Annotated in this window: 17 protein-coding genes; 5 read left to right on the top strand and 12 right to left on the bottom strand. The window is 67.0% G+C overall.

Going from position 1 to position 17,936, the window contains the following annotated elements; all coding sequences use genetic code 11:
- The first annotated feature begins 133 nt into the window (after positions 1-133).
- A complete protein-coding gene (locus tag G3N61_RS27515; protein ID WP_089450872.1) occupies positions 134-1,756 on the top strand; it encodes an NAD(P)/FAD-dependent oxidoreductase in 1,623 nt (540 codons plus the stop codon).
- 148 nt (positions 1,757-1,904) lie between these two features.
- On the opposite strand, the gene G3N61_RS27510 is transcribed toward G3N61_RS27515, so the two are convergent.
- The gene (locus G3N61_RS27510) at positions 1,905-2,507 is read right to left on the bottom strand and encodes an AAA family ATPase (protein ID WP_205824053.1); all 603 of its coding nucleotides are present in this window, start codon (positions 2,505-2,507) and stop codon (positions 1,905-1,907) included.
- Positions 2,508-2,701: 194 nt separating this feature from the next.
- On the opposite strand from G3N61_RS27510, the gene mutS reads away from it, so the two are divergent.
- Both mutS and G3N61_RS27500 read left to right on the top strand, forming a co-directional pair.
- The gene (mutS, locus tag G3N61_RS27505) at positions 2,702-5,359 is read left to right on the top strand and encodes a DNA mismatch repair protein MutS (protein ID WP_205824052.1); all 2,658 of its coding nucleotides are present in this window, start codon (positions 2,702-2,704) and stop codon (positions 5,357-5,359) included.
- A complete protein-coding gene (locus G3N61_RS27500) occupies positions 5,340-6,611 on the top strand; it encodes a hypothetical protein (protein WP_205824051.1) in 1,272 nt (423 codons plus the stop codon). The genes mutS and G3N61_RS27500 overlap by 20 nt, the downstream gene beginning before the upstream one ends.
- Here the strand turns inward: G3N61_RS27500 and G3N61_RS27495 are convergent.
- Positions 6,591-7,133, bottom strand: coding sequence for a peptidylprolyl isomerase (locus G3N61_RS27495; RefSeq protein WP_027786990.1), 543 nt, complete (start codon positions 7,131-7,133; stop codon positions 6,591-6,593). The genes G3N61_RS27500 and G3N61_RS27495 overlap by 21 nt on opposite strands.
- 32 nt (positions 7,134-7,165) lie before the next feature.
- On the opposite strand from G3N61_RS27495, the gene G3N61_RS27490 reads away from it, so the two are divergent.
- Together G3N61_RS27490 and G3N61_RS40330 are read left to right on the top strand one after the other, a co-directional pair.
- A complete protein-coding gene (locus G3N61_RS27490) occupies positions 7,166-8,386 on the top strand; it encodes a cupin domain-containing protein (RefSeq protein WP_043190275.1) in 1,221 nt (406 codons plus the stop codon).
- 56 nt (positions 8,387-8,442) lie between these two features.
- Positions 8,443-8,688 carry a hypothetical protein gene (locus tag G3N61_RS40330; protein WP_075122947.1) on the top strand — a complete coding sequence of 82 codons (246 nt, stop codon included), beginning with the start codon at positions 8,443-8,445 and terminating at the stop codon, positions 8,686-8,688.
- Positions 8,689-8,994: 306 nt separating this feature from the next.
- Here the strand turns inward: G3N61_RS40330 and G3N61_RS27485 are convergent, their stop codons facing one another.
- The 10 genes from G3N61_RS27485 to G3N61_RS27440 form a co-directional block, all read right to left on the bottom strand.
- A complete protein-coding gene (locus G3N61_RS27485) occupies positions 8,995-9,771 on the bottom strand; it encodes an MBL fold metallo-hydrolase (protein WP_043190279.1) in 777 nt (258 codons plus the stop codon).
- Between the two features lie 4 nt (positions 9,772-9,775).
- Positions 9,776-10,921 carry an outer membrane protein assembly factor BamC gene (bamC, locus tag G3N61_RS27480; protein WP_043190281.1) on the bottom strand — a complete coding sequence of 382 codons (1,146 nt, stop codon included), beginning with the start codon at positions 10,919-10,921 and terminating at the stop codon, positions 9,776-9,778.
- Between the two features lie 111 nt (positions 10,922-11,032).
- Positions 11,033-11,938, bottom strand: coding sequence for a 4-hydroxy-tetrahydrodipicolinate synthase (gene dapA / locus G3N61_RS27475; RefSeq protein ID WP_043190283.1), 906 nt, complete (start codon positions 11,936-11,938; stop codon positions 11,033-11,035).
- A gap of 46 nt (positions 11,939-11,984) precedes the next feature.
- On the bottom strand, positions 11,985-12,587 hold the full coding sequence (locus G3N61_RS27470) for a class I SAM-dependent methyltransferase (protein ID WP_205824050.1): 603 nt from the start codon (positions 12,585-12,587) through the stop codon (positions 11,985-11,987).
- An 8-nt stretch (positions 12,588-12,595) separates the two neighbouring features.
- Positions 12,596-13,798, bottom strand: coding sequence for a tryptophan--tRNA ligase (locus G3N61_RS27465; RefSeq protein ID WP_011352534.1), 1,203 nt, complete (start codon positions 13,796-13,798; stop codon positions 12,596-12,598).
- An 8-nt stretch (positions 13,799-13,806) separates the two neighbouring features.
- Positions 13,807-14,469 (bottom strand): site-2 protease family protein, encoded by a 663-nt coding sequence (locus G3N61_RS27460; protein ID WP_043190288.1) that lies wholly within the window; start codon positions 14,467-14,469, stop codon positions 13,807-13,809.
- Positions 14,470-14,518: 49 nt separating this feature from the next.
- Positions 14,519-15,151: an L-threonylcarbamoyladenylate synthase gene (locus G3N61_RS27455; protein ID WP_043190290.1), complete on the bottom strand. Its 633-nt coding sequence runs from the start codon at positions 15,149-15,151 to the stop codon at positions 14,519-14,521.
- A gap of 71 nt (positions 15,152-15,222) precedes the next feature.
- A complete protein-coding gene (locus G3N61_RS27450) occupies positions 15,223-16,053 on the bottom strand; it encodes a 3',5'-nucleoside bisphosphate phosphatase (RefSeq protein ID WP_041493101.1) in 831 nt (276 codons plus the stop codon).
- An 82-nt stretch (positions 16,054-16,135) separates the two neighbouring features.
- Entirely contained in the window at positions 16,136-17,026 is an 891-nt protein-coding gene (locus tag G3N61_RS27445) for an alpha/beta hydrolase (RefSeq protein WP_089450877.1), read from the bottom strand.
- Positions 17,027-17,204: 178 nt separating this feature from the next.
- Positions 17,205-17,936: ferritin-like domain-containing protein (locus G3N61_RS27440; protein ID WP_205824049.1), on the bottom strand; the 732-nt coding region annotated here is incomplete at its 5' end.

Raw genomic sequence — 17,936 nt, 5'->3', positions numbered from 1 at the left:
GCCTGCACCGCGCATCCCGCAATGACAATGAATGGTTTGCGTCCGGCATGCCCGCACGGCGGACAACACCGCCGGCCTGCCCCCGCCCGTATCAACACCGCCACGACGCCGTGGCAATCGCATCCGAGTCCCCATGTTACGGCTAAGCGAAATTAAACTCCCCCTCGACCACCCCGAAAGCGCGCTCGAGGCCGCGATTCGCGCGCGCCTCGCGGAGCTTGGCGTGGCCGCAGACGGGCTTCTCCGTTACACCGTGTTCCGCCGCGCACACGATGCGCGCAAGCGCGCCGACATCAAGCTCACGTATATCGTCGATGTCGAAGTGACGGACGAAGCGGCCGCGATCAAGCGCCTCGCCGGCCAGCCGCATTGCGGCGTGACGCCCGACATGGCGTACCACTTCGTCACGAAAGCACCCGAGCACGGTAATTTCCTGCGCCCGGTCGTGATCGGCATGGGGCCGTGCGGCCTGTTCGCGGGGCTGATCCTCGCGCAGATGGGGTTCCGCCCGATCATCCTCGAACGCGGCAAGGCCGTGCGCGAACGCACCAAGGACACGTTCGGCCTGTGGCGCAAGAGCGTGCTCAATCCCGAATCCAACGTGCAGTTCGGCGAAGGCGGAGCCGGGACGTTTTCCGATGGCAAGCTGTACAGCCAGATCAAGGATCCGAACCACTACGGCCGCAAGGTGCTGGACGAATTCGTCAAGGCAGGCGCACCGGAAGACATCCTGTACCTGAGCCGGCCGCACATCGGCACGTTCCGCCTCGTCAGCATGGTGGAAAAGATGCGTGCGTCCATCCACGAACTGGGTGGCGAAGTGCGTTTCGAAACGCGGGTCGACGACATCGAGATCGATCAGGGCAAGGTACGCTCGCTGACGCTCTCGAACGGCGAAACGCTGCGGTGCGACCACGTGGTGCTGGCCGTGGGCCACAGCGCGCGCGACACCTTCCAGATGCTGCACGACCGCGGCGTCTATGTCGAAGCCAAGCCGTTCTCGCTGGGTTTTCGTATCGAACATCCGCAGGGGCTGATCGATCGCAGCCGCTTTGGCAAGTTCGCGGGCCACAAGCAGCTCGGCGCGGCCGACTACAAGGTGGTCCACCACTGCAGCAATGGCCGGGCCGTCTACAGCTTCTGCATGTGCCCGGGCGGCACGGTGGTCGCGGCCACCTCCGAGCCGGGCCGCGTGGTCACCAACGGCATGAGCCAGTATTCGCGGGCCGAGCGCAACGCGAATGCGGGCATCGTCGTCGGCATCACGCCGGACGACTACCCTGGCGGCCCGCTGGCCGGCATCGCGTTCCAGCGCAAATGGGAAGAGCGCGCGTTCGAACTCGGCGGCGGCGATTACCGCGCGCCGGGCCAGCTGGTCGGCGACTTCATCGCCGGCCGGCCGTCGACGTCGCTCGGCTCCGTGGAGCCGTCGTACAAGCCGGGCGTGAACCCGACCGATCTGAGCACCGCGCTGCCGGACTACGTGATCGAAGCGATCCGCGAAGCCCTTCCGCAGATCGACAAGAAGATCGCCGGCTTCGCGATGCACGATGCGGTGCTCACCGGTGTCGAGACGCGCACTTCGTCACCGATCCGGATTCGACGCAAGGACGATTACCAGAGCATGAACGTCGAAGGCCTGTATCCGGCGGGTGAAGGTGCGGGGTATGCCGGTGGTATCTATTCGGCAGCCATCGACGGCATCGAAGTCGCGCAGGCGGTGGCGCTCAGCATGACGTCGGCGCAAACGGCCTGAGGTGCCGGAGAGGGTCGGCGCGCGGCGGTTCGCGCGCCGAGTCAGGCGGGCCTCTGCAGGCCACGCCCGGACGATGCAGCCGCACCTGTATCTTGCCCGACAAGGTATGGCCCTGAACCTGCGCTCGCCTTTTCGGGATCGGCTGTTGCTAGCCAACAGCCGCGTCACCTGAGTGACCGAAAAACTCCCGGTGCATTTTCGGGAAGGCGGCAGGAACCGGCCCGCTTTGTAGCCACTTCAGAACGGCCTGACCGCAATCGATCTCGTTTGCCGACGACGTGTCCACGACGTGATCGTAGTGGCGACCGGCATGAATCGCGTCGTATTGAGACTCGGCCAGTCCGATCTTGCGATCACCACGCATACGCTCGCGATCGATCAGCACGTCGAGCGCACAAAAAACGCCGACGATGAATACCGGCAGGCCGACAAGATCTTCAAGCATGTAGCGCCACGCGTCGGTCGACAAGACATGATCGACGATCACCGGCTGGCCGTGCCTGGAAAAGGTGGCCGCGGTGGCGTTGATCGCCCGGCACAGCGCGGCCACACGAATCTGCACCAACGGCTTCTCGACCGCCCAATAGTTGGGCGGCTCCATGTTTCGAAACACATCCAGCTCGACGTGCAAATGATGCTCGTCCAGGTTTTCGCACAGAAACCTGGACAGCGTGCTTTTGCCGGCGCTGCTCGGGCCGTTGAGCACGACGATGGCCCCGAGGCGGGGTTCCGGCATTTCCGTGGTTCGCATTGGGTTACCCATCGATGGCGTGCCGACGCAAGACGCAATTGTTGACGAAGTGAACCATGATGTCGAACCGCCGCTATCGGCCGACAGTTGCCGCTCGTCGTCACGGACAACTGGCCAAACAGCCAACTTCGCGCGTGTACATCGAAGCCACTGGTAAACTCGGGCAACCAAAGCAACAACTTCACGCCTGACTTATGACCACGCTGTCGCCCGACGCCTTCGCCGGCCACACTCCAATGATGCAGCAGTACCTGCGCATCAAGGCCGACCATCCCGACACGCTCGTCTTCTACCGGATGGGCGACTTCTACGAGCTGTTCTTCGAAGACGCGGAGAAAGCCGCACGCCTGCTCGACCTGACCCTCACGCAACGCGGCGCATCGGCCGGCACACCGATCAAGATGGCGGGCGTACCGCATCACGCAGTCGAGCAGTATCTCGCCAAGCTCGTGAAGATGGGCGAATCGGTCGCGATCTGCGAGCAGATCGGCGATCCGGCCACGTCGAAGGGCCCCGTCGAGCGCAAGGTCGTGCGCGTCGTCACGCCCGGCACGCTGACCGATGCCGCGCTGCTGTCCGACAAGAACGACGTCTACCTGCTTGCGATGTGCACGGGCCACAACAAGCGCGGCGTCGCGGTCAATGTCGGCCTCGCGTGGCTGAACCTCGCCAGCGGCGCGCTGCGGCTTGCCGAAATCGAACCCGAACAGCTCGCTGCCGCGCTCGAGCGCATCCGGCCGGCCGAGATCCTGACGCCGGACGGCGCGACCGATGCTGTCCCCGCAGGCGCGGGCGCAAGCAAGCGCGTACCGGCATGGCACTTCGACATCGCATCGGGCACGCAACGCCTGTGCGACCAGCTCGACGTCGCGAGCCTCGACGGTTTCGGCGCGCATTCGCTGACGAGCGCATGCGGCGCAGCCGGCGCGCTGCTGCTCTACGCGGCCGCCACGCAGGGCCAGCAGCTGCGGCACGTGCGCAGCCTGAAGGTCGAGAACGAAACCGAGTACATCGGGCTCGATCCGGCCACGCGCCGCAACCTCGAACTGACCGAAACGTTGCGCGGTACCGAGTCGCCGACCCTGTATTCGCTGCTCGACACCTGCTGCACGACGATGGGCAGCCGCCTGCTGCGCCACTGGCTGCATCACCCGCCGCGCGCGTCGGTCGCCGCGCAGTCGCGCCAGCAGGCGATCGGCGCGCTGCTCGATGCACCGGCAAACGCAAGCCTCGACGCGCTGCGCAGCGCGCTGCGCCAGATCGCCGACGTCGAACGGATCACCGGGCGCCTCGCGTTGCTGTCCGCACGCCCGCGCGACCTGTCGAGCCTGCGCGACACGTTCGCCGCGCTGCCGGCACTGCGCGAGCGCATCAGCGCGATCGTCGCCAATGCAGACGCACTCACCCGCGTCGATGCAGCACTCGCACCGCCCGCCGAATGCCTCGACCTGCTGACGAGCGCCATTGCGCCCGAGCCGGCCGCGATGGTGCGCGACGGCGGTGTCATCGCACGCGGCTACGACGCCGAGCTGGACGAGCTGCGCGACATCTCGGAGAACTGCGGGCAGTTCCTGATCGATCTCGAGGCGCGCGAGCGCACGCGCACCGGCATCGCAAACCTGCGCGTCGAATACAACAAGGTGCACGGCTTCTACATCGAGGTCACGCGCGGCCAGACCGACAAGGTGCCCGACGATTACCGCCGCCGCCAGACGCTGAAGAATGCCGAGCGCTACATCACGCCCGAGCTGAAGACCTTCGAGGACAAAGCACTGTCCGCCCAGGAGCGCGCACTGGCACGCGAGCGCGCGCTGTACGACGCGGTGCTGCAGGCGCTGCTGCCGTTCATCCCCGAGTGCCAGCGCGTCGCGTCGGCGCTCGCCGAACTCGACCTGCTCGCCGCATTCGCCGAACGCGCCCGCGCACTCGACTGGGTCGCGCCGACCTTCACCGACGAGATCGGCATCGAAATCGAACAGGGCCGCCATCCGGTCGTCGAAGCGCAGGTCGAACAGTTCATCGCGAACGACTGCCGCTTCGGCACCGAGCGCAAGCTGCTGCTGATCACCGGCCCGAACATGGGCGGCAAGTCGACGTTCATGCGGCAGACCGCGTTGATCGCACTGATGGCTTATGTCGGCAGCTACGTGCCGGCCAAGTCGGCATGCTTCGGCCCGATCGACCGGATCTTCACGCGCATCGGCGCGGCGGACGATCTCGCAGGCGGCCGCTCGACGTTCATGGTCGAGATGACCGAAGCCGCGGCGATCCTCAACGACGCGACGCCGCAAAGCCTCGTGCTGATGGACGAAATCGGCCGCGGCACGTCGACGTTCGACGGCCTCGCGCTCGCGTGGGCCATCGCGCGCCACCTGCTGGCGCACAACACGTGCTACACGCTGTTCGCGACGCACTACTTCGAGCTGACGCAACTGCCGGCCGAATTCCCGCAAGCGGCCAACGTCCACCTGTCAGCCGTCGAGCACGGCCACGGCATCGTGTTCCTGCACGCGGTCAACGAAGGCCCGGCCAACCAGAGTTACGGCCTGCAGGTCGCGCAGCTCGCAGGCGTTCCGGCGCCCGTGATCCGCGCCGCGCGCAAGCACCTCGCGTATCTCGAACAACAGTCGGCGTCGCAACACACGCCGCAGCTCGACCTGTTCAGCGCGCCGCCGGTAGCCGCCGACGATCTCGAATGCGCAGACGCGCCTGCGCTGCCCAATACGCCGCATCCGGCGCTCGAAAAACTCCGCGACATCGATCCCGACGATCTGAAGCCGCGCGAGGCGCTCGACCTGCTGTACGAACTGCGCACGCTGGTCCGGTCGCACGATGCCGACGGGCACGCGTAAGCGCATCCCGCGCGGCCTGCCGGCTCGCACCGCCGCCGCGCTCGGCGCCGCCGTGCTCGCGCTCGCGCAGGCCGCCGCGGTGGCGGCGCCGCCGAAGCGCAGCACCGCGCCCTACTCGTTCGCAGTCGTGTCGGGCGTGATCAACACCCCGGCGGACGAGCCGGCCGCCCAGCGGCTGCTCGATGCGATCGCGCGCGAGCGCAACCTCGCGTTCGTCGTCTATGCGGGCGATCTCAAGGGTTCGAAGGAAGCGTGCCGCGATGCACTGTATTCGCAGCGCGGCGCGATCCTGGATGCGGCACGCGTACCGCTCGTGTTCATTCCCGGTCACGACGACTGGGTAACGTGCAACACCGCGGCCGGCGGCGGCTACGATCCGGTCGAGCGGCTCGATTTCCTGCGGCAGACGCTGCTCGCCGATTCGGCGCTGCCCGACCCCGGCGCGCTGCAGATCACGCGGGAAAGCGAAGTCGCACGGTTCCGGCCGTATCGGGAGAACGCACGCTGGATGCGCGACGACATCGTCTACGTCGCGCTCAACGCGCCGGCGCCGAACAACCACTACCTGACGGCCGGCGGCCGCAACGGCGAGTTCGAGGATCGCATCATCGCGAACGGTTTCTGGATCGACCACTCGGCCGAATACGCGAAGCGACGCGAGGCACGTGCGATGGTGGTGATATTCGAAGGCGATCCGCAATTCGAACGCTATGAACGCGCGGAACGCTTCGCATGGCTGCGTTTCAACCGGCCGCGCGTGCGCGACGGCTTCCGTGAGTTGAAACGAACGCTGGTGAAGGCGGCGGCGACGTTCCGCGGCCCGATACTCGTGATGCACGCGAGCGGCGAACCGCTGGCGAACGGCTTTCTGATCGACCGCCCGCTGCGTGCGGACGACGGTGAACTGATCGGGAACGTGACGCGCGTCGCGATCGGACCGCGCCATCCGACGAATCAGTGGGTCAAGGTGAGCGTGTCGCCGGCCCGGCAGACGATCTTCAACCTGAGCCTGCAGGAGGTGCCGAAGAACCTGCCCGTGCCGCCCGCGCTGCCGCTCGTGCCGCGCGACGACGTCCCGCTGCCGCAGATGCCGGAAATCCCCGCATTGCCGGCGCTGCCCGACTCGTCGTCGGTCGCGCCGCCACTGCAGGGCGACGGCGCCGCCCCGGGCGGCGCGTCGTGGCCTGCGCCCGCCCCAGCATCGGGGCCGGCGCCCGGCCTGCCTGCGAGCTCAGTGCAGGGTACGCCCTGACGGTGCTTCGCCGTCTTCGTCTTCGTCCTCGTCGACGATCTCGAGCCCTTCCGCGCCATGCGCGTGCTCATGCTCGATTTCGTCTTCGGTGGCTTCGCGAACGTCCTTCACGGTGAGCGCGAAACGCAGCGCCATGCCTGCCAGCGGGTGGTTGCCGTCGAGCACGACCTTGTCTTCAGCGATGTCGGTGACCGTGTAGATCAGCGAATCGACTTCCTCGTCGCCGTCTTCCGGCGTGCCTTCGAACTGCATGCCCACTTCGAGCGGCTCGGGAAAACGATCGCGCGGCTCGATCTTCACGAGTTCGGGATCGTAGTCGCCGAACGCGTCCTGCGGCTCGAGCTGAACCTGCGCCTCGTAGCCCGGCTCGTGGCCGTCGAGCTGTTCCTCGATCTTGGGGAACGTGCCATCATAGCCGCCGTGCAGATAGACCATCGGCTCGTCGCTTTCCTCGATCAGATTGCCCTGTGCATCCGACAGCTTGTAAGTGACCGACACGACGGTGTTTTTTGCGATTTTCATCCAATTCTCCCAAATACAACTCTCATTATACGATGCGCAACCGGTCTCAAGCCGAACCGCGGGATGCCGCTACCGCCCCGCTCGGCGCGCCGCCTTCCGATCTTCCCACACCGCTGCTCGGCGGTCTTACGCCGGCGCAATTCATGCGCGGCTACTGGCAGAAGAAGCCGCTGCTGATCCGCCAGGCGATCCCCGGCGTCGCGTCGCCGGTCTCGCGCGACGCGCTGTTCGAGCTCGCCGCCGACTATGACGCGGAATCGCGACTGATCACCCATTTTCGTAACAAGTGGCAACTGGCGCACGGCCCGTTCGAACCCGGCTCGCTGCCGGCCACCACGCGCAAGGCCTGGACCCTGCTCGTACAGGGGCTCGACCTGCACGTCGACGCGGCGCGCGCGCTGCTCGACCGCTTCCGCTTCATCCCGGACGCGCGCCTGGACGACCTGATGATCTCGTATGCGACGGACGGCGGCGGCGTCGGCCCGCATTTCGATTCGTACGACGTCTTCCTGCTGCAGGTCGAAGGCCGGCGCCGCTGGCGTGTCGGTGCGCAGAAGGACCTGTCGCTGCAGCCGGACGTGCCGCTGAAGATCCTCGAGAACTTCGAACCGAGCGACGAATGGGTGCTCGAGCCCGGCGACATGCTGTACCTGCCGCCGCACATCGCGCACGACGGCGTGGCCGAAGGCGAATGCATGACCTGCTCGATCGGGTTCCGGGCCCCGTCCGCCGGCGAGCTGGGCGCCCAGTTCCTGTACTATCTCGCGGAGCGTGGCGGCCTGCGCGACGCGTGTGGCGACGATCTCTACCGCGATCCGAAGCAGCCGGCCGTCGACACGCCCGCGCAACTGCCTCCGGCGATGGTCGAGCGCGTGGCCGAGATCGTCGACGCGATCCGCTGGCGCAAACGCGACGTCGCCGAATTCCTCGGCTGCTACCTGAGCGAACCCAAGCCGAACGTCGTTTTCGACCCGCCGGCGCGCCCGCTGTCCGAGGCCGCGTTCGTCACGCAAGCGTCACGCCGCGGCGTGTGTCTCGACAGAAAGGCCGCATTGATGTATAACGCGCGCTCGTACTTCATAAATGGCGAGGAAGGACCGCTCGAGCAAGCCAGCGAATGGCTGCCCGAACTGGCCAATCAACGCCAAATGGAGGCGAAACGGTTTGTAACACTATCCCGGGTTCCCTCAATGACAGCCTTGTTGCACGAGTGGTATCGTGCGGGCTGGATACGGGTCGGAAACCGGAATTAGTGTGAGTCGCCCCGTATGCCCGTACGGATCAAATTCTGTATGGGAAAGACAACGTATTGACCCCGCATTTGTCGACGGTCGATAGGAAAGTGCATATAATTTCCGCCCAAGCCGTAGGGAAGATTCACGCTCTAGAAGTGCATCTCCACCAGCGGCCCAGGTCGGTGTTGGAGCACATTACCGGTATTGTTTCGCGCTGTTGCTTACCTTTAACCATAAAAGGACGTGATCATGAAGAAATCCCTCCTCGTAGCTTCCCTGTTGGCTGCTGTTGCACTGGCTGCTTGCAACAAGAGCGCTGATCAAGCTGCTTCGTCGGCTGCAAGCGACGCAGCTGCTGCTGCTTCGACGGCTGCTTCGGCAGTTGCCGGTGCTGCGAGCGACGCTACGGCCGCTGCTTCGTCGGCAACGGCTGCTGCGAGCGACGCTGCTGCTGCAGTGGCGTCGGCTGCTTCGGCAGCGACGGCTGCTCCGGCTTCGGGCGCAAGCCAGTAAGCCTCAGCGTCAGCTGAAAAAAAACCGGCCCGAGGGCCGGTTTTTTTACGTCTGCCGTTTTCGCGCGTGTCGCCCGGCAGTCGCATCGGGCCGCCGCAGCGGCCCTGCCCCGCTCATCCGAGCGTGAGCCAGTCGAAGCCCGCGTCCTGCGTGGCCACGATCACGTCCTCTCCGCTCGTCCCCAGTACCCCGCCAAACGCCTGGCGGACCAGCTCCGGCAGGTTGTTCTGCTGGCTCAGGTGCGCCGCGACCAGGTGCTGGAGGCGGCTGCGTTCGAGCGACGCGAGGATATCCGCCGCGGCGTCGTTGCTCAGGTGACCGTGGTTGCCGCCGATGCGCGCCTTCAGCGACTGCGGATAGCGGCTCCCGGCGAGCATCGCGGTGTCGTGGTTGGATTCGAGCACCAACGCGTCACAGCCGCTCAGGACGGCCGTGATGTGCGGCGTGGCCATCCCGACGTCCGTCAGCACGCCGAGCCGGCTGGAGCCGTCCATAAAGACGAACTGGAGCGGTTCGCGCGCATCGTGAGGGACCGTATAGGGCATCACGGCCAGATCGCGGATCGCGGCCGTCTCGTCGCCCCACAGCACGTGGAGATCGACGTCGGCCTCGTCCGCGCCGACCGCGCGCGCGGTGCCCCAGCTCATGTAGAGCGGCAGCGATGCGCGGCGGGCGAGCGTCAGCGCACTGCCGACGTGGTCGCTGTGTTCATGGGTTATGAGGATCGCATCGAGATCGCCGATGCAGAGATTCAGTCGGCCGAGCCGGCGCTCGACCTCCTTGGCAGAAAAGCCGCAGTCGAGCAGCACGCGGGTGGTCGTCGTGCCGCTCGAGGCCTCGACGACCAGCGCGTTGCCTTCGCTGCCGCTTCCGAGGCTGGCGAATCGCACGCGCTCAGTTCAGTTGCGCGTGGAGCAGCGAAATGATCCGCTGCGCGTCCGACGAGTTGTCGACCTGGCCGTTTGCACCGACCACCGCGACCTGCGTGCTGCCGTTGCCCTGCGCGCGCACGTTGACCATGAATTCCTTGCCCGGCTTCGCGGCCGACGGACCACCGTAGAACAGCTTGCCGAACAGGCCGTCGCGCTTGAGTTCTTCCATCGTGTTCGCATAGCGCACGGTGTACACACCCTTCTCGCGATCGCGATTGTCGACCGCGAAGTTGGTGCGGTCGAGCGCCAGGCCCACGCGCAGCCATGCGCGGTCGAACGACTCGGCCAGTTGCAGCGTTGCGCCGCCGCTGCTCGTGTCGCTGACTTGCGCCGGTGCCGTCGCGGGACGCGCATCGGTCAGCAGCTGCTTCGCCTGCGTATCGGTCAGGCCGAACTTCTGCATCAGCTTCGACAGGAACACGGCTTCGAGCACCGGGTTGCGCGGACGCTCTTCCCAGCGCGACGACGTGCCGCCCTGCGGGCCGACCATCATTTCCTCCATCGCGCTGTGCGTGATCGAGATGTCGGTGTTGCCGTCCGACGTGCGGTTCACGAGCGTACGGAAGCGGTCGCGCGTGCCGGACGAGTATGCGAAATCGATGACCTTGCCGATCGTGCGGCGGAACCAGTCGTCCGGGATGTTCGCGCGGTTTTCGGCCCAGTCGGTGGCCATGATGCCCGTCGACGGTGCATCGGTCTTCAGCGAGAAGCCGTTCTCCTGCCAGAACTCCTTCAGGATCGGCCACAGCTGCTCGGGCGTGCGGCCATCGACGACGAGCCAGCGGCGGTCGCCGTCGCGCTCGATGTGCATGCCGAGCGGATCCTGCGCGCTCGGGATGCCGTCGGTCGCGTTGCCGGCCTGCGTCGTGACCCGCGGCGGCAGCGTGCCGAGGCCGGCGTTGCTCGGCGGCGCGACGAACTGCTGCGTCGTCGGCACCGGCTTCAGGTCGCTCGGCACCGCGAGCGGCGGCGCCGAACCGGTGTTCTTGTAGTTGACCCGGTCGGGGGCCAGATAGTCGTTCAGCGTATCGCAGCCGGCGAGCGCGCCCAGCGCCAGCACCATCACCGACATCTGGATGGCGCGAGAGGAAAAGGCGAAACGTTTCATGAAATCCTTCGTCTTGCTAGAACGCTCGTCAGGAGCGGCGCCGGACGGAGCCGGCCGGTGCGGGTTGATCAGGGTTCGAGCCGGCGGCCGCAGGACGCGGCCGCCTCGGCATCAGGCGAGGACGCCGGCCTCGACGAGGGCCGAACGCACGGCTTCGTGGCAGCGCTCGTCGAGCGCCGTGAGCGGCAGCCGGATGCCGCCCTGCATCTTGCCCATCGCCTGCAGCGCCCACTTCACCGGAATCGGGTTCGCCTCGATGAACAGGTTCTTGTGCAACGACAGCAGCTTCATGTGCAGCGCGCGAGCCGTCTCTACGTCGCCGGCCAGCGCCGCTCGGCACAGGTCGCTCATCGCACGCGGGGCGACGTTCGCCGTCACCGAGATGTTGCCGTGGCCGCCGAGCAGCATCAGCGCGATCGCGGTCGGATCGTCGCCGCTATAGATCGCGAAATGCTTCGGCGCGGCCTTGATCAGGTGCGCGGCGCGATCGATGTTGCCGGTCGCTTCCTTCACGCCGATGATGCCCGGCACCTGCGCGAGGCGCAGCGTCGTCTCGTTCGCCATGTCGGCGACCGTGCGGCCCGGCACGTTGTACAGGATCACCGGCAGGTCGACCGCTTCGGCGATCGTCTTGAAGTGACGGTACATGCCTTCCTGCGTCGGCTTGTTGTAGTACGGCACGACCTGCAGCGTCGCGTCCGCGCCGACCGCCTTCGCTTGCTTCGTCAGCTCGATCGCCTCGGCGGTCGAGTTGCCGCCCGCGCCCGCGATGATCGGGATGCGTTTCGCCGCATGCTCGACCGCCGTGCGGATCATCAGGATGTGCTCTTCGACGTTGAGCGTTGCCGACTCGCCGCTCGTACCGACCACGACCAGCGCATCGGTGCCTTCCGCGATATGCCAGTCGATCAGTTTGCGAAACGCCGGCAGGTCGAGACTGCCGTCTTCGAGCATCGGGGTGACGATCGCGGGGATGCTGCCGCGGATTTGAATGCCGTCTTGGGTGCCGTTAGCCATGAAACGCGAAAGATTATGTACCGGTAAACGTTGAGATTGTAGCGGATTAGCCGGGCAGTTCGTAACGTGGAATTCCCGCCCCCGCCTTCGGGGTCGCGCCCTCGCGCACTGCGCAGAGACGCTGCACGAACGCCTCGCGCGGCGCGGCGACGAACCCGTCCTCGTACGCGACCACCCGCAGGCGGCCATGCACGGCGTCCAGCAGCTCGCCCGGGGCGAGCAGGAACGCGGGGTTGGACGGTTTCCCGACCGTTTCGTTTCCTTGCGCGAAGGTTTCGTAGATGAGCACGCCGCCGGGCGCCACCGCATCGAGCAGATGGGGCCAGAGCGGACGATGCAGATAATTCGTGACGATCACCGCCGAAAACGGCTCGCCGGCCGGCAACGGCCACGGCGCGCCTTCGAGATCGGCGTCGCGGGCATCGACGCCCGGGATCGCCCGCAACGCGGCCAGCGCGGCCGGGTCGCGGTCGAGTGCGACGACCGGATGCCCGTGCGACGCGAACCAGCGCGCATGGCGGCCGCCGCCCGCAGCGACATCCAGCACCGCGCCGCCTGGCGGCACGAGTCGCGACCATTGCGCGACCCAGCGCGACGGCTCGGCCTGGGCGACGTGGCCGCCCGCGGCGGCGATGACGGATGCGCTCATGCGGTCGATCAGTTGTACGACAGGCCCATCGCGTCACGCACGTCGCGCATCGTTTCCGTCGCGTACTTGCGCGCCTTGTCGCAACCGTCCGCGACGATCGCGCGCAGCAGCGACGGATCGTCCATGTACTTCTGCGCGCGCTCGAGCATCGGCTGCTGCTCGCGCAGGATGCCTTCGACGACCGGCTGCTTGCAGTCGAGGCAGCCGATGCCCGCCGAACGGCAGCCCTTCTGCACCCAGTCGTGCGTCGCTTCGTCCGTATAGACCTGGTGCAGCTGCCACACCGGGCACTTGTCGGGATCGCCCGGATCGGTGCGGCGCACGCGCGCGGGATCGGTCGGCATCGTGCGGACCTTCTTCGTGATCGTCTCGGCGTCTTCACGCAGGCCGATCGTGTTGCCGTACGACTTCGACATCTTCTGCCCGTCGAGGCCCGGCATCCGCGATGCTTCGGTGAGGAGCGCCTGCGGCTCGACGAGGATGATCTTGCGCGCGCCTTCGAGGTAGCCGAACAGGCGTTCGCGGTCGCTCATCGACAGGCTCTGCGATTCCTGCAGCATCGCACGCGCCTGTTCGAGCGCCTCGTCGTCGCCCTCCTGCTGATACGCGTTGCGCAGCTCGTGATAGAGCTTCGCGCGCTTGCCGCCGAGCTTCTTCGCGGCATCGAGCGCCTTCTCCTCGAAGCCCGGCTCGCGGCCGTACAGGTAGTTGAAGCGGCGTGCGATCTCGCGCGTCATCTCGACGTGCGGCACCTGGTCTTCACCGACCGGCACGAGCGAGCCGCGATACAGCAGGATGTCGGCCGCCATCAGCACCGGGTAGCCGAGGAAGCCGTAGGTCGACAGATCCTTGTCCTTCAGCTTCTCCATCTGTTCCTTGTAGGTCGGCACGCGTTCGAGCCAGCCGAGCGGCGTGCTCATGCCGAGCAACAGCGCGAGTTCGGCATGCTCGGGCACCTTGCTCTGGATGAACAGCGTGGCCTGCGCCGGATCGATGCCGGACGCGAGCCAGTCGATCAGCACGTCCCATACGTTCTTCTCGATGACCTCGGGAGTCTCGTAGTGCGTCGTCAGCGCATGCCAGTCGACGACGCAGAAGAAGCACGGGTACTCGGACTGCAGCTTCACCCAGTTTTTCAGCACGCCGTGGTAGTGACCGAGGTGCAGCGACCCGGTGGGCCGCATGCCGGAGAAAATACGTTCAGGGAACATGATTGTCGTTAGAGAAGCGAAGCGAATGGGGACAGGATGGCGCTCAGGACGGCGTAGCCGACGTTGACGAGCGGGCGCAGCCAGAAGTTCGTCAGCACGCCCGTCGCGACCAGCACGAGGACGATGATGAAGCCGTACGGCTCGATGCGCGACAGCGCGATCGATTGCTTCGTCGGCAGCAGCGCCGCCAGGATGCGGCCGCCGTCGAGCGGCGGCAGCGGAAACAGGTTCAGCACGCCGAGCACGAGGTTCGCGCTGACGCCGGCAAACGCCATCCGCGTGAAGAACGGCTCGTCGATGCCGACGGCAGGCAGCACGAGCGTCAGCACGCCCCAGATCAGCGCCTGCACGAAGTTGCAGGCCGGGCCCGCGAGCGATACCCACAGGCTGCCCCAGCGCGGATCGCGCAGGTTGCCGAACGACACCGGCACCGGCTTCGCATAGCCGAACAGGAACGCGCCGCCGGTCAGGAAATACATCACGAGCGGGATCGCGATCGTGCCGATCGGATCGATGTGACGCATCGGGTTGAACGACACGCGCCCCATCACGTAGGCGGTATTGTCGCCGAGCAGGCGGGCGGCGTAGCCATGCGCGGCCTCGTGCAACGTGATCGCGAAGATCACGGGTAGCGCGTAGACGGCGATGGTCTGTATCAGGGAAGCATCCATATCGCGTTATTGTAACAAGCGCACTCGCGCAAAAAATGGAACGGCGCGCTTACGCCGCCGAGAGTCCGAACGGCTCGAGCGCGCCGCGCCCCGCGCGCACGAGCTCGGGCTCGTCGCCGGTCAGGTCGATCACCGTCGACGGCTCACGCGGGCATGCGCCGCCGTCGATCACGAGGTCGACCTGTTTCTCGAGCCGATCGCGGATTTCTTCGGGATCGTTGAGCGGCTCGTCGTCCGGCGGCAGGATCAGCGTCGTGCCGAGCAACGGCTGGCCGAGCGATTCGAGCAACGCGAGCGTGATCGCGTGATCGGGCACGCGCAGCCCGATCGTCTTGCGCGACGGGTGCGACAACCGGCGCGGCACTTCCTTCGTCGCCTGCAGGATGAAGACGTACGGGCCGGGCGTCACCGACTTGATCTGCCGGTACTGGCGGTTGTCGACCATCGCGAAGTTGGCGAGCTCCGACAGGTCGCGCACGAGCAGCGACAGGTGCTGCTTTTCGTCGAGGCCGCGAATCCGGCGCACGCGCTCGACCGCGTCCTTGTCGTCGAGATGGCACGCGAGCGCATAGCTCGAATCGGTCGGCATCGCGATCACGCCGCCCTTGCTGACGATTTCCACGGCCTGCTTGATCAGGCGCGGCTGCGGATTATCCGGGTGAATCCTGAAGAACTGGGACATGGGGGGTCGTAAAGGGGGAAAATCGGACGCGCGCGCCAGAGGCAACGCGGGTGGCAGGCCGCAGCCCGGTGTCAGAGCCAGCGCTCCCAGACCGGTGTCAGGTCGGGCGGCAACGGCGGCAGGCTGCCGAGCTCGACACGGCCCTCGCCTGGCGCATGGAAATCCGAGCCGCGCGACGCTTCGAAGCCGAAGCGGCGTGCGACGTCCGCGTATTCGCGGTACTGATCGGGGGTATGGCTGCCGGTGACGACCTCGATCGCACGGCCGCCCAGATCGATGAACTCGCCGAAGAACGCGTCGAATTCGACGGGCGTATAGCGGTAACGGCCCGGATGCGCGACCACGGCTTCGCCGCCGGCCGCCCGAATCCACGCGACGGCGTCGGGCAGTGTCGCCCAGCGGTGCGGGACGAACCCGGGCTTGCCGTCGCCGAGCATGCGATCGAACACATCGGACGTCGACGTGGCATGGCCGTTCTCGACGAGAAAGCGGGCGAAGTGCGTGCGCGAGATCAGGTCGGGATTCGACACGTACTTCAGCGCGCCTTCGTACGCGCCGGGAATGCCGAGCGTGGCGAGCTGTTCGCCGATCGCCACCGCACGCGCCGCACGGCCATGGCGCGTACGGTACAGGCCGTCGACGAGCACCTGGTTCGCGGGATCGACATTCAGGCCGACGATGTGCACGGTGCGCGACGCCCACGTGACCGAAATCTCGACGCCGCTCAGGTAGCGCATGCCGAGCGCTTCCGCCTCGCTGCGCGCCGCCGCCTGGCCGCCGATCTCGTCGTGGTCGGTCAGCGCCCACAGGGTCACGCCGCCGGCATGGGCGCGGCGGGCGACATCGGCAGGCGACAGCAACCCGTCGGAAACATTCGAATGGCAGTGGAGATCGGCGTTCATTGTCGGCATGGCAGGTAAGGCTTCATTCTACTGCAACGCGGCAATGCGCCGCCCGCCTGCCCCGCCGCTGCCGCCGCGCGGCTTACGCGCAGAACGCCTCGATCAGCGCCGCAATCTGCTCGGGCTGGTCGTGATGCACCATGTGGCCGGCATCCTCGACGAGCTTCTCGCGCCAGTCGGGGAACGCGTTGAAACGCGCCTTGAATTCCGGCAGCGGGATGTCGCCGGCGATGTGCGCCAGCGTCGGCGAATTGACGGCCTCGATGTGCAGCACCTTCGCGCGTACCTGTGCCCAGGTGGCCATCACTTCGTCGAGCCGGTACAGCTGCGGGCCAGGCATCTTGTGCGCGGGGTCGGCCAGCAGATGGTACTGGCCGTCGTCGCCGCGCTTCGACCAGTGCGCGGCGAGGAACGCGGCGCGGTGCGGCGCGAGCCGCGGATTGGTCTTGGTCAGGCGCGCCGCCACGTCGTCGAGCGACGCATAAGGGCGCAGCGCGGGCGGTTCGCGCAACTCGTCCAGCCAGCCGCGCAGCCGGCGCGGCGCCTGCTCGGCCCGCGCGGGCGCGAGCCCGAAACCCTCGAGATCGACCACGCGCCGCACGCGCTCCGGCCGCGCGCCGGCATACAGGCACACGACGTTCGCGCCCATGCTGTGCCCGACCAGGTTGACTTCGCCGGTCGGCGCATAGTGGTCGACGAGCGCATCGAGGTCGCCGAGGTATTCGTGGAACCAGTAGTGGCCGCCGCCCTGCCGCGCGACCGGCCAGTCGGAGAGCCCGAAACCGCGCGCATCGGGCGCGATCACCTGCCAGTCGCCCGCGAGCGCATCGACGACGAACTGGAACGACGCCGCGACGTCCATCCAGCCGTGCAGCATGAACAGCGTCGGCGCGTCGGGCCGGCCCCAGCGCCGGACATGCAGCTTGACGCCGCGCACCGTGACGAAATCGGAAACAGAACTCGAGGCACTCATTGCAGCCGCCAGAAAAAAGAATGATCGTTCGATTATAGCGGCGACGCCTTCCTTCCGGTGTCCGGCAATCGAGGCACCGCTCTAGCGGCGCCAGGACGCGAGGGGCCGCCGGCAAACGCCCTCTGCCGGGCACACGGGACGGCCGACAGCCGCCGAAACGCACCCGAACGCGAGCCGGCTAGCGTGGCGCGCTTCCGTCCGCTCCGTCCTGCGCGGCCAGTTCGTCGAGTTCGGCCTGCTCGAATCCCGCATCGCGACGCGCATCGAAATTGAACGGCCCCCGCAGCCGCGGCGCATGATACTGCTCGGCGAGCTGCCGGTAGGTCGGCACGGGATCGCGGCCGGCCTCGTCGCACAGATGCCGGAACCAGTGGTTGCCGATCGCGACATGGCCGATTTCGTCGCGCAGGATCACGTCGAGGATCGCGGCCGACGCATCGTCGCCCGCCTGGACGAGCCGCGCGCGGATCGGCGGCGATGCGTCGAGCCCGCGGGCCTCGAGCGTGCGCGGTACCAGCGCCATGCGCGCCAGCACGTCGCCCTTGGTCCGCTCGCACATCTCCCACAGACCGTTGTGCGCGGGAAAATCGCCGTACGCATGCCCGAATGCCGCCAGACGGTCGGACAGCAGCGTGAAGTGATAGGCCTCCTCGGCCGCCACCTTCAGCCAGTCCGCGTAGAACGCGCCCGGCAAGCCCGCGAAACGCCAGACCGCGTCGAGCGCCAGATTGATCGCATTGAACTCGATATGGGCCAGCGCGTGCAGCAGCACGGCGCGCCCTTCGGGCGAACGCATGCTGCGGCGCTCGAGCTGGCGCGGCTCGACGAGCGGCGGCCGCACCGGGCGGCCGGGCAGATCGGCCGGTTCGGGCAGCTCGAGCGACGGGGCGATCGCCGCCTGCCCGGCCAG

The organism is Burkholderia sp. Ac-20349 (assembly GCF_017104865.1).
Lineage (GTDB): Bacteria > Pseudomonadota > Gammaproteobacteria > Burkholderiales > Burkholderiaceae > Burkholderia > Burkholderia aenigmatica.
This window is presented reverse-complemented; position numbering and strand designations above follow the sequence as displayed.